Source organism: Streptomyces sp. NPDC021749, from assembly GCF_040640655.1.
In the GTDB taxonomy this organism is placed as follows: domain Bacteria; phylum Actinomycetota; class Actinomycetes; order Streptomycetales; family Streptomycetaceae; genus Streptomyces.
The window spans coordinates 47988-60895 of record NZ_JBFACE010000024.1 but is presented as its reverse complement, the minus strand read 5'-3'; the positions used below and the strand labels follow the sequence as shown (position 1 = coordinate 60895).

Here is a 12908-nt window from a genome sequence, read left to right as displayed (position 1 = left end):
TGCAAAGCCGACAGCCGTCGCAACCACGGGAGCATCTCCATGGCCTCGAACACGCCATCGTCCACCCCTACTGCCCGCATCGAATCGCTGCGTGAGGCCCTGGCCTCGCGGGTGGTGGTCGCCGACGGGGCGATGGGCACCATGCTGCAGGCCCAGGACCCGACCATGGAGGACTTCCAGCAGCTGGAGGGCTGCAACGAGATCCTCAACCTCACCCGGCCCGACATCGTCCGCTCGGTGCACGCGGAGTACTTCGCGGTCGGCGTCGACTGCGTCGAGACCAACACGTTCGGCGCAAACCACGCCGCCCTTTCCGAGTACGACATCCCCGAGCGGGTCCACGAGCTGTCCGAGGCCGGCGCCCGGATCGCCCGCGAGGTCGCCGACGAGTTCACCGCCTCGACGGGCCAGCAGCGCTACGTCCTCGGCTCCATCGGCCCCGGCACCAAGCTGCCCACCCTCGGCCACGCCCCCTACGTCACCCTCCGGGACGCCTACCAGCAGAACGCCGAGGGCCTGATCGCGGGTGGCGCGGACGCGCTGCTCGTGGAGACCACCCAGGACCTGCTGCAGACCAAGGCGGCCGTCCTGGGTGCCCGCCGTGCGCTGCAGGCCACGGGTACCGACCTGCCGGTGATCTGCTCGGTCACGGTCGAGACCACCGGCACCATGCTGCTGGGCTCCGAGATCGGTGCCGCGCTGACCGCGCTGGAGCCGCTCGGCATCGACATGATCGGTCTGAACTGCGCCACCGGCCCGGCCGAGATGAGCGAGCACCTGCGCTATCTGGCCCGGCACTCGCGCGTTCCGCTGTCGTGCATGCCCAACGCGGGTCTGCCGGTCCTGGGCAAGGACGGCGCGCACTACCCGCTCACCGCCGGGGAGCTGGCCGACGCCCAGGAGACGTTCGTCGCCGAGTACGGCCTGTCGCTGGTCGGCGGCTGCTGCGGTACCACCCCCGAGCATCTGCGGCAGGTCGTGGAGCGGGTCCGCGGCCTCACGCCGCCCGAGCGCCGGCCGCGCCCGGAGCCGGGTGCCGCCTCGCTCTACCAGAGCGTGCCGTTCCGCCAGGACACCTCGTACCTGGCGATCGGGGAGCGGACCAACGCCAACGGTTCGAAGAAGTTCCGTGAGGCGATGCTGGAGGGCCGCTGGGACGACTGTGTGGAGATGGCCCGCGACCAGATCCGCGAGGGCGCCCACATGCTCGACCTGTGCGTCGACTATGTCGGGCGGGACGGTGTGGCCGACATGCAGGAGCTGGCCGGCCGCTTCGCCACCGCCTCGACCCTGCCGATCGTCCTGGACTCCACCGAGATCGCGGTCATCGAGGCCGGGTTGGAGAAGCTGGGCGGCCGCGCGGTGATCAACTCCGTCAACTACGAGGACGGTGACGGTCCCGAGTCGCGGTTCGCGAAGGTCACCGCGCTCGCCGCCGAGCACGGCGCGGCGCTGATCGCGCTGACCATCGACGAGGAGGGCCAGGCCCGTACCGCCGAGAAGAAGGTGGAGATCGCCGAGCGGCTGATCGCCGATCTGACCGGCAACTGGGGCATCCGTGAGAGCGACATCCTCATCGACTGCCTGACGTTCACCATCTGCACCGGTCAGGAGGAGTCCCGCAAGGATGGCGTCGCGACGATCGAGGCGATCCGCGAGCTGAAGAAGCGCCACCCGGAGGTGCAGACCACGCTGGGCCTGTCGAACATCTCCTTCGGTCTCAATCCGGCCGCCCGCATTCTGCTGAACTCCGTCTTCCTGGACGAGTGCGTCAAGGCGGGCCTGGACTCGGCGATCGTCCACGCGTCGAAGATCCTGCCCATCGCCCGGTTCAGCGAGGAAGAGGTGCAGACGGCCCTCGACCTCATTCACGACCGGCGCGGCGAGGGCTACGACCCGCTGCAGAAGCTGATGGCGCTCTTCGAGGGCGCCACGGCGAAGTCGCTGAAGGCCGGCAAGGCCGAGGAGCTGGCCGCGCTGCCGCTGGAGGAGCGCCTCAAGCGGCGCATCATCGACGGTGAGAAGAACGGCCTGGAGGCCGACCTCGACACCGCCCTGCGGGACCGCCCCGCCCTGGACATCGTCAACGACACCCTGCTGGAGGGCATGAAGGTCGTCGGTGAGCTCTTCGGCTCCGGCCAGATGCAGCTGCCGTTCGTGCTGCAGTCCGCCGAGGTGATGAAGAGCGCGGTGGCCTATCTGGAGCCGCACATGGAGAAGTCCGACGACGAGGGCAAGGGCACCATCGTCCTGGCCACCGTCCGCGGCGACGTCCACGACATCGGCAAGAACCTCGTCGACATCATCCTGTCCAACAACGGCTACAACGTCGTCAACCTCGGCATCAAGCAGCCGGTCTCGGCGATCCTGGAGGCCGCCGAGGAGCACAAGGCCGACGTCATCGGCATGTCCGGCCTCCTGGTCAAGTCCACGGTGATCATGAAGGAGAACCTGGAGGAGCTCAACCAGCGCAAGATGGCGGCCGACTACCCCGTCATCCTCGGCGGCGCCGCCCTGACCCGCGCCTACGTCGAGCAGGACCTGCACGAGATCTACGAGGGCGAGGTCCGCTACGCCCGCGACGCGTTCGAGGGCCTGCGGCTGATGGACGCCCTGATCGCCGTCAAGCGCGGAGTGCCCGGCGCGACCCTCCCCGAGCTCAAGCAGCGCCGGGTCCCCCAGCGCGACACGGCCGTCCTGGAGGTGGAGGAGCCCGAGGGCGCGGTGCGTTCCGACGTTGCCACCGACAACCCCGTGCCCGCCCCGCCGTTCTGGGGCACCCGCGTCGTCAAGGGCATCCAGCTCGCCGACTACGCGTCCTGGCTGGACGAGGGCGCCCTCTTCAAGGGCCAGTGGGGCCTGAAGCAGGCCCGCACCGGTGAGGGCCCGACGTACGAGGAGCTGGTGGAGACCGAGGGCCGCCCCCGCCTGCGCGGCTGGCTCGACAAGCTGCAGACCGAGAACCTCCTCGAAGCGGCGGTCGTGCACGGCTACTTCCCGTGCGTGTCCAAGGGCGAGGATCTGATCCTGCTGCACGAGGACGGCACCGAGCGCACCCGCTTCACCTTCCCGCGCCAGCGCCGCGGCCGCCGGCTGTGCCTGGCGGACTACTTCCGCCCGGAGGAGTCCGGCGAGACCGACGTCGTCGGCCTCCAGGTCGTCACCGTCGGCTCGAAGATCGGCGCCGCCACCGCCGAGCTCTTCGAGGCCAACTCCTACCGCGACTACCTCGAACTGCACGGACTGTCCGTGCAGTTGGCCGAGGCGCTGGCCGAGTACTGGCACGCCCGGGTCCGCGCCGAGCTGGGCTTCGGCGGCGAGGACCCGAGCGACATCGAGGACATGTTCGCGCTCAAGTACCGCGGCGCCCGCTTCTCGCTGGGCTACGGGGCCTGCCCCGACCTGGAGGACCGCGCCAAGATCGCCGACCTGTTGCAGCCGGAGCGGATCGGGGTCCAGCTCTCCGAGGAGTTCCAGCTGCACCCGGAGCAGTCCACGGACGCCATCGTCATCCACCACCCGGAGGCGAAGTACTTCAACGCCAGGTGACGCCGGTGACCCCGGTGACGCGGTGACACCGGTATCGGCGGACCCCGCCCGGTGTGACGCGCTGTGAGCGGGCCGGGGCCGTCCGGAGTACTTCCGGGCGGCCCCGGCCCGCTGTCGTCCCGCCGCCGCCACGCATTCCGGCGCACGTCGTCGTACACTTATCGATCCGGTAGTGGCCGGTCGTATTCCCCAGCCGGGGACGGCGACCGGCCTTTTCGTCCCTTCCGGGACGCGTAACGGAGGTGGATGGATGACCAGCAGCATCCCCGCAGTCGGCACCCGGACGGGCGGCGCCGCGACCCTCCAGGCCGTCTTCCTGGACCTCGACGGCACCCTCGTCGACACCGAGGGGTTCTGGTGGGAGGCGGAGGCGCAGGTGTTCGCCGAGCTCGGCCACGTCCTCGACGACGCCCACCGCGAGGTGGTCGTCGGCGGGCCGATGACCCGCAGCGCCGGGTATCTGATTCAGGCCACCGGCGCCGACATCGGCCTGACCGAGCTCAGCGTGCTCCTGAACGCCGCCTTCCTGGACCTGATCACCCGTGGCGTGCCGCTGATGCCGGGCGCCCACCGGCTGCTGGCCGAACTGGCCGCCCACGAGGTGCCCGCCGCGCTGGTCTCCGCCTCGCACCGCACCGTCATCGACCGGATGCTGGAGTCCCTCGGGCCGGAACACTTCCGGCTGACCCTGGCGGGCGACGACCTGCCCCGCACCAAGCCGCACCCGGACCCGTACATCACGGCCGCCGCGCGGCTCGGCGTGGACCCGGCGCGCTGCGTGGTCATCGAGGACACCCTGACCGGGGTGCGGGCGGGGGAGGCGGCCGGCTGCCCGGTCGTCGCGGTCCCCTCGGTGACGCCGATCCCGTCCGCCCCGGGCCGCAGCGTCGTCCGTTCGCTGGAAGAAGTCGATCTCGTATTTCTCCGGTCGCTCATCACCGAAAGCCGCGGCGCCGTGCACTGAGCGTGTCCCGCCAAATGCCCGGAAGAACTCAGCGGAGCGACCCCCTCATTTTCCGTGACGAAAGGAGCGGGAGATCCTGACTGAATTGATACATCGCCGCAGAGCCGTGAATGCGTGACGTTTCTCACGTGCCGGGGCATCGACAGCGGGCCTGACAGGTGTTCCGCGGGCCCCGTTCGGAGGTTTCTACGGGGGTAAGTGTCCGGATTGGTGGAGCAACGCGCCGATCGTTCCGCCGTCCGGATATCGATCATCCCGCCGACGTTATCCGGAAGCCTTATCCCCTCAACTCCTTTGTGTCCCGGCGCGGCTGGCCGTTCCTACTAATGTCGACGCGAGCAACACCTCTGCGCTGATAAGGAACCTGCCGACGATGAATCGCAAGACCCTGGTGCTGCCGGCGCTGGCCGGTCTCCTTGCCCCCGTCCTCGCAGCCTGTGGCGGCACGGACGGCGCGGGCGATGACGGCGATCCCATCGTGGTGGGCGTCCCCGCACAGATCGAGGCGACGAAGGCCGCGCCGGCCCCGCTCGACCCGGCGCAGGCCTACGACGTCGACGCGTGGAACGTGCTGCGCAGCACCCTGCAGACGCTGATGCGGCTGCCCCGGTCCGGCACCACACCGGTGCCCGACGCGGCCGAGTCCTGCGGGTTCCGCGACACCCAGAACGAGCAGTACCGCTGCACCCTGCGCAGTGGCCTGAAGTTTTCGAACGGTCATGCCCTGACGTCCGAGGACGTCAAGTTCTCCATCGACCGCATGCGGACCATCAACAACAGCAACGGCCCGGTGGCGCTGCTCGACGACATCGACACCGTCGAGGCGCCGGACGCCAGGACCGTGGTCTTCCACCTCACCAAGCCGGACGCCACGTTCTCGCAGAAGCTCGCCACCCCCGCCGCGGCCATCGTCGACAGCCAGGTGTACCCCAAGAGCCGCCTCTACAACGGCTTCAACGTGGTCGGCTCCGGCCCGTACACCCTCAAGACCGAGCGCAGCAACAACCACATCGACAAGGCCGTCTTCACCAAGAACCCCGACTACAAGGGCGGGATGAGCGTGAAGAACGACAAGGTGGAGATGCGGTTCTTCACCAGCTCCGACGCCACCGAGAAGGCCCTGCGCAAGGGTGACGTCGACGTGATGAACCGCGGGCTCGCGTCCGACCAGATCCGCGGTCTGGAGAACGCCCGCGACCAGCACATCGCCCTCCAGGAGATGCCGGGCCAGGAGATCCGCTACCTGACCTTCAACACCAAGGCCCCGGTCGTCTCCAACAAGGCCGTACGCCAGGCGATGGCACAGCTGGTCAACCGCTCCGAGCTGGTGCGCAACGTCTACTCCTACACCAGCGACCCGCTCTACTCGATGGTGCCCACCGGCCTCACCGGCCACATCAACTCGTTCTTCACCAAGTACGGGAACCCCGGTGTCGCCGCCGCCCGGAAGACCCTGCAGCAGGCGAACATCGCCACCCCGGTGAAGTTCACCCTCACCTACACCACGAACCACTACGGTCCCAGCTCCGGCAAGGAAGTCCGGGCGCTGCAGAAGCAGCTCAACGACTCCAAGCTCTTCGACGTCTCCGTCAAGGGCGTCGACAGCTGGCAGCAGTACCGCACCAACGCCCTGGGCGGTAAGTACACCGTCTACCACATGGGTTGGTTCGCCGACATTCCGGACGCCGACAACTACATCGCACCGTTCATCGGCAAGCGGAACTTCCTCGGCAGCCCCTACCGCAACCCCAAGATCGAGTCCCAGCTGATCCCGGCCAGCCGCCAGGAGACCGACCGCAACGCCGCGGGCGCCGACTTCAAGCAGGCCCAGGACATCATCGCCGACGACGTACCGCTGCTCCCGCTGTGGCAGGGCAAGCAGTACGTCGCCGCCCGCGACGACATCACCGGCATCGGCTGGGCCCTCAACTCCGCCTCGGGCCTCCAGATCTGGGAGCTCGGCCGAGGCGTCGCCGACTGACCCCGCGCATCCGCCCGGATGCGCCCCACCGCCGCGGTGTCCCGCCGCGGCCCGACAGGCACCACCCAGAACGTGAGGACCTTTAGTGAGGAAGCGTGACCCGCGGCTGGCCGCCCCGATCCGAGCGGGGCTGGCCACAGCCCTCCTCGCGGTCGCCGGGTGCGGCACCGACGACTCCGCGGCGGCCGGCCACGGCGAGCCGGTCGTGATGGGAATGACGGACAAGGTCGTCGCCACCGACCCGGCAGCCGGCTACGACCCGGGTTCCTGGCTGCTGTTCAACAACGTCTTCCAGTCCCTGCTGAGCTTCCCCAAGGGCGGCACCACCCCCGAGCCGGAGGCCGCCGAGCGCTGCGGCTTCACCGACGCGGACAGCAAGGTCTACCGCTGCACCCTGAAGGACGGCCTCCACTTCAGCAACGGTGACCGGCTGACCTCGAAGGACGTCAAGTTCTCCTTCGACCGCACCAAGCGCATCAAGGACAAGAACGGCCCCGCCGTGATGTTCGCGGCCCTCGACAAGGTCGAGACGCCGGACGCCAAGACCGTGGTCTTCCACCTCAAGACGCCCGACGCGACCTTCCCCATGAAGATCGCCTCCGGTGCCGGTTCCATCGTCGACCACACCGCCTACCCGGCCGACCGGCTGCGCACCGACGGGAAGGCCACCGGCTCCGGCGTCTACACCCTCAAGGAATACGGCCACGACAAGGCCGTCTTCGCGGTCAACGACTCCTACAAGGGCCCCGCCAAGGTCAAGAACTCCGGCATGACCGTGAAGTACTTCAACGAGCCGGGCAAGCTCAAGAAGGCCGTCGAGAGCGGCGACGTCGACCTCGCCTACCGCGGTCTGGCCATGAAGGACATCGCCCACCTGGACAACGCCTCGCTGAACCAGCAGCACGGCACCCAGGTCATACAGGGCGGCAGCGCCGAGGCCATGTACATGGTCTTCAACATGAAGGACCCGGTCGCCAAGCAGGCCGGCGTCCGCAAGGCGATCGCCTACCTCCTGGACCGCTCGACCCTCGTCCGGGACGTCTACCAGCGCACCGCCGAACCGCTCTACTCGGTTGTCCCGGCCGGCATCACCGGCCACAGCACCTCGTTCTTCAACACCTACGGCGACCGCCCGCAGCCCGACAAGGCCAAGGCCGCACTGCGCGCCTCCGGCCTGTCCGGCAAGGTGCCGCTGACCCTGTGGGCCACCCCCGACCGGTTCGGCCCCGGCACCGTCCCGGCGTTCCAGGAGATCGCCCAACAGCTCAACGCGAGCGGCCTGTTCGACGCCAAGGTGCGCTCCGTCCCCACCGACGAGTACGAAAAGGGCGTCGCCGACGGCCGGTTCGGCGTCTACGTCAAGGGCTGGATCCCCGACTACCCGGACCCGGACAACTTCACCCAGCCGTTCTTCGGCAAGGACAGCGTGCTGTCCAACCACTACAACTCGCCCGCCATCACCGGCCGGCTGCTGCCCAAGACGGCCGACGAGCAGAATCGTGCCGCCACCAAGGCCGCCTTCCGCGAGCTGCAGGACATCGTCGCCCGCGACGTGCCGATCATCCCGATCTGGCAGGGCAAGCAGTACGCGGTGGCCCGGAACGGCGTCACCGGCCTGGAATGGACCCTGGACTCCTCGACCGTCTTCCGGTTCTGGGAGATCAGCAAGGCGGCCGACGCCTGACGGACGCCCTGAAGGGCCCACTGCACGACAGCGGGGCCGGTCCGGGAGGATTTCCTCCCCGGACCGGCCCCGCCGCCGTACCCGGCCCCACGAGCGCCGTGACGGCCCTTCTGAGCCGTACGACCCTCTTGAAGCCGCGACGAGCCGCCGCCGCGCGGCTCCTGCGCCTCCCGGCCCGGCTCCTGCGCTCCCCGTGCGGCTCCTGCGCTCCCCGTGCGGCTCCTGCGCTTCCCGCCCGGCTACTGCGCCCCCGGGCGCACCAGACCGCTCTCGTACGCGTACACCGCCGCCTGCACCCGGTCGCGCAGCCCCAGCTTCGTCAGCACATGGCCCACATGCGTCTTGACCGTCGTCTCACTGACGAACAGGTCCGCCGCGATCTCCGCGTTCGACAACCCACGGGCCACCAGCTTGAGCACCTCCACCTCCCGCTCCGTGAGGGTGTGCAGGGTGTCCGGCACCGGCTCCTCACCCGACGGCAGATGCCCGGCGTACTTGTCCAGCAGCCGGCGGGTGATGCTCGGCGCCAGCATCGCCTCGCCCGCCGCCACCACCCGGATCGCCTGCACCAGCTCGTTCGCCGGCGCGTCCTTCAGCAGGAACCCGCTGGCCCCCGCCCGCAGCGCCTCGACGACGTACTCGTCCAGATCGAAGGTCGTCAGCACCAGCACCTTCGCCGGCCCGTCCTTCGCCGGACCGGTGATCTGCCGGGTCGCCTCGACCCCGTCCATCCGGGGCATCCGGATGTCCATCAGCACCACATCGGGCTGCAGCGCGCGCACCTGCTCCAGCGCCTGCAGACCGTCACCGGCCTCACCGACGACGGCCAGGTCCTGCTCCGCCTCCAGAATCATCCGGAATCCCGTACGCAGCAGGGGCTGGTCGTCGACCAGCAGGACGCGGATGGCCACGAGCTCTCCTTCGTTAGATCGGCTCCATTCTGCCCTGCGGCACCCCACCGCCGGTCCGCCGGGCACACGAGCAGCAACCGCGCTTCCCAGACCGACCTCGGACCCGGGCCTACGGCTCGTCGGTCGGCCGCACTGCCGGCGACCGTGCTTTACGGGGCAATCCCCGGACCCCTGGCCTACGGCCCGTCGGCCGCCCGCACCGCCAGCGGATACACCGGGGGAGTGCCGCCGAACTCCGGGCAGTGCGCCCGGTGGTCGCACCAGCCGCACAGTTTCGTCGGCCGCGGCCGCCAGTCGCCGGTCTCCGTCGCCAGCCGGATCGCCTCCCACAGCGCCAGCAACTTCCGCTCCACCGCCCGCAGATCGGCCTCACCCGGGTCGTACGTCAGCACATCGCCGCTGCCCAGATAGACCAGCTGCAGCCGCCGCGGCACCACACCCCGCAGCCGCCACACCACCAGCGCGTAGAACTTCATCTGGAACAGCGCGCCCTCGGCGAACTCCGGCCGCGGCGCCTTCCCGGTCTTGTAGTCGACGATCCGCACCTCGCCCGTCGGCGCGACGTCCACCCGGTCGATGAAGCCCCGCAGCCGCAGCCCCGATTCCAGCTCCGTCTCGACGTACAGCTCACGGTCGGCCGGCTCCAGCCGCTGCGGATCCTCCAGCGAGAACCACCGCTCCACCAGTGCCTCGGCCTCCGCCAGCCAGGCCGCCAGCCGTTCGCCCCCCGGGTCGTCCGCGAACAGCTCCGCCAGCTCCGGCCGCTTGGCCAGCAGCCGCTCCCACTCGCCCGGCACCATGGCGCGCGCCCCCGCCGCCGTACGCGCCGCCGCCGGGGCGTCGAAGAGCCGCTCCAGCACCGCATGGACCACCGTCCCCCGGGTCGCCGCCGGGCTCGGCTTCTCCGGCAGCCGGTCGATCACCCGGAAGCGGTAGAGCAACGGGCACTGCATGAAATCGCTCGCCCGCGACGGCGACAGCGCCACCGGCGGCCGGGCCGGCTCCCCGTCCCGCTCCCCGGCGGCCCCGACCCCGGACACCTCCCCGGCGTCCCGCACACCCTGCGTGCCCGTCCCGTCCTGCTCCGTGCTCCATCCCATGGCACAAAACCCTACGGCCCGCCACTGACAAGCGCGGACGGCCCTGCGCCTGCGCCGGACGCGCCCCGCAACGGACCGGCGCCCGCCACTCCGCATACCATCGACGCCGGACCCCTGCGCCCTGCATGATCGGGATATCAGGCCGGGCAGGGGCGAATGCCGTATTCGATGAGGGGACGCCGTGGACGAGAGCGGGAAGCCGCAGGACCCCGAGGAGTCCGTGCGGCCCCAGCCGCCCGAGCCGCCCAAGGACACCGAGGGCCCCAAGGCGCCCCCACCGGGCGGGAAGGGCAGCGGCGGCGGCCTCCTGATGGGCCGTCCCTTCGGCGTACCCGTCTACGTGGCCCCCAGCTGGTTCCTGGTCGCCGCCCTGATCACCTGGGTCTTCGGCGGACAACTGGAACGCGTGCTGCCCGAGCTCGGCGCCGCCCGCTACCTCGTCTCGCTCTTCTTCGCCGTCGCCTTCTACGCCTCGGTCCTCGTTCACGAGCTGGCCCACACCGTCGCCGCGCTCCGCTTCAAGCTCCCCGTACGCCGCATCCAGCTCCAGTTCTTCGGCGGCGTCTCGGAGATCGAGAAGGAGAGCGAGAGCCCCGGCCGGGAATTCGTCCTCGCCTTCGTCGGCCCGCTGCTCTCCCTCCTCCTCGCGGCCGTCTTCTACGCCGGGATGCAGCTGGTCGAACCGGGCACGGTCCCCGGCGTCCTGCTCGCCGGCCTGATGATCTCCAACCTCATCGTCGCGATCTTCAACCTGCTGCCCGGCCTCCCCCTGGACGGCGGCCGGATGCTCCGCGCCGTCGTCTGGAAGATCACCGGCAAGCCGATGAGCGGCACCATCGCCGCCGCCTGGGTCGGCCGCGCCCTGGCCGTCACCGTCCTCATCGGCCTGCCGCTGCTCACCCACACCGGCGCCCTCGGCAACGCCCGCCCCGAGATCGGCGACGCCGACTCCCTCACCGACGCCCTGCTCGCCGCGATCCTCGCCGCCATCATCTGGACCGGCGCCGGCAACAGCCTGCGCATGGCCCGGCTGCGCGCACGCCTCCCCGAGCTCACCGCCCGCACCCTGACCCGGCGCGCGGTGCCCGTCGAGACCGCCACCCCGCTCTCCGAGGCCCTGCGCCGCGCCAACGACGCGGGAGCCCGCGCCCTGGTCGTCGTCGACCCCCAGGGCCGGCCCACCGCCCTCGTCCGCGAGGCCGCCATCGTCGGCGTCCCCGACCACCGCCGCCCCTGGGTCCCCGTCGGCACCCTCGCCCAGGAACTCAAGGACGGTATGCGGGTCTCCGCCGAGCTCGCCGGCGAGGACCTGCTGGAATACCTCCGCGCCACCCCCGCCACCGAATACCTCGTCGTCGAGCGGACCGGTGAGATCTACGGCGTCCTCTCCACCGCCGACGTCGAACGCGCCTTCGTCTCGGCGATGGCGCGCCCCAACTAGGACCCGCCCCGACTGGGACCCGGTCCAGCCAGGAGCCGGCCCGAGCAGGACCCGGTCCAACCAGGAGCCGGTCCAACCAGGAGCCGGCCCAACAAGGAGCGGGTCCAAGCCAGACCCGGCCCCACCAGGGCGCAGCACGCCCGCCCGCTGCGGGCGGACGCCTCACTTGCCCGTGGTCGGCGGCGCCCCCACGGCCCGGTAGGCTGGTCACATGTCCGAACCGACCGGTGCCGCCCGCCGTCGCGGGCCCTTCAAGGTCGGGGACCAGGTCCAGCTCACCGACCCCAAGGGACGCCACTACACCTTCACGCTCGAAGCGGGAAAGAGCTTCCACACCCACAAGGGAGCCTTCCCCCACGACGAGCTGATCGGTGCTCCCGAGGGCAGCGTTGTCCGTACCACCGGGAACGTCGCCTACCTCGCGCTGCGCCCGCTGCTCCCCGACTACGTCCTGTCCATGCCCCGCGGCGCCGCCGTGGTCTACCCCAAGGACGCGGGGCAGATCCTGGCGATGGCCGACATCTTCCCCGGCGCCCGCGTCGTCGAGGCGGGTGTGGGCTCCGGCTCGCTCAGCAGCTTCCTGCTGCGCGCCATCGGCGACGACGGCATGCTGCACTCCTACGAGCGCCGCGCCGACTTCGCCGAGATCGCCACGCAGAACGTCGAGCGCTACTTCGGCGGCCCGCACCCGGCGTGGACGCTCACCGTCGGTGACCTCCAGGACAACCTCTCCGACACCGACGTCGACCGCGTCATCCTGGACATGCTCGCCCCTTGGGAGTGCCTGGAGGCCGTGTCCAAGGCCCTGGTGCCCGGCGGCATCCTCTGCGCCTACGTGGCGACCACCACGCAGCTGGCCCGCACCGTCGAGGCGATCCGCGAGCACGGCACCTTCAACGAGCCGTCGGCCTGGGAAACCATGGTCCGCACCTGGCACGTCGAGGGCCTCGCCGTCCGCCCCGACCACCGCATGATCGGCCACACCGGCTTCTTGCTCACCGCCCGCCGCCTGGCCGACGGTGTCGAGCCCCCGCTCCGCCGCCGCCGCCCTGCCAAGGGCGCGTACGGCGAGGACTACACGGGACCGGGCGGCCGCGAGAAGGCAGCGGGCAAGGACCAGAACGCGGCCGACCGCGACTGACCGCCGCCGGCACCGCCGAGCACGTCCACACACCGTCACCGGCCGCCCGCAAACGGCCACCGAACCCCTGGGCGCCGCCGCCGAGTTCCCCACCAGAACCCGCCGGCGGCGCCCGGCCGTTCCCACCCGGAATGGCC

8 protein-coding genes are annotated in these 12908 nt (G+C 70.5%); 6 read left to right on the top strand and 2 right to left on the bottom strand.

From position 1 onward, the window contains the following. The first annotated feature begins 39 nt into the window (after positions 1-39). The 4 genes from metH to AB0G35_RS23045 all read left to right on the top strand — a co-directional run bounded on the left by metH (position 40) and on the right by AB0G35_RS23045 (position 8178). Positions 40-3549 carry a methionine synthase gene (metH, locus tag AB0G35_RS23060; RefSeq protein ID WP_360952485.1) on the top strand — a complete coding sequence of 1170 codons (3510 nt, stop codon included), beginning with the start codon at positions 40-42 and terminating at the stop codon, positions 3547-3549. 250 nt (positions 3550-3799) lie between these two features. Further along, positions 3800-4513 (top strand): HAD family phosphatase, encoded by a 714-nt coding sequence (locus tag AB0G35_RS23055; protein ID WP_360952482.1) that lies wholly within the window; start codon positions 3800-3802, stop codon positions 4511-4513. Between the two features lie 373 nt (positions 4514-4886). After that, complete coding sequence (locus AB0G35_RS23050) at positions 4887-6494, top strand: ABC transporter substrate-binding protein (protein ID WP_360952479.1); 1608 nt, start codon at positions 4887-4889, stop codon at positions 6492-6494. A gap of 85 nt (positions 6495-6579) precedes the next feature. Then, positions 6580-8178, top strand: a complete 1599-nt coding sequence (locus tag AB0G35_RS23045) for an ABC transporter substrate-binding protein (protein ID WP_360952476.1) — start codon at positions 6580-6582, stop codon at positions 8176-8178. A 239-nt stretch (positions 8179-8417) separates the two neighbouring features. Here AB0G35_RS23045 and AB0G35_RS23040 read toward each other — a convergent pair whose 3' ends face one another. Both AB0G35_RS23040 and AB0G35_RS23035 read right to left on the bottom strand, forming a co-directional pair. Next, positions 8418-9089, bottom strand: a complete 672-nt coding sequence (locus tag AB0G35_RS23040; protein WP_018087782.1) for a response regulator transcription factor — start codon at positions 9087-9089, stop codon at positions 8418-8420. A 176-nt stretch (positions 9090-9265) separates the two neighbouring features. Further along, positions 9266-10042, bottom strand: coding sequence for a PD-(D/E)XK nuclease family protein (locus tag AB0G35_RS23035; RefSeq protein ID WP_360952665.1), 777 nt, complete (start codon positions 10040-10042; stop codon positions 9266-9268). Positions 10043-10370: 328 nt separating this feature from the next. On the opposite strand from AB0G35_RS23035, the gene AB0G35_RS23030 reads away from it, so the two are divergent. Beyond that, complete coding sequence (locus tag AB0G35_RS23030; protein WP_360952473.1) at positions 10371-11630, top strand: site-2 protease family protein; 1260 nt, start codon at positions 10371-10373, stop codon at positions 11628-11630. Positions 11631-11841: 211 nt separating this feature from the next. Then, entirely contained in the window at positions 11842-12771 is a 930-nt protein-coding gene (locus AB0G35_RS23025) for a tRNA (adenine-N1)-methyltransferase (RefSeq protein WP_360952470.1), read from the top strand. The last annotated feature ends 137 nt before the right edge of the window (positions 12772-12908 follow it).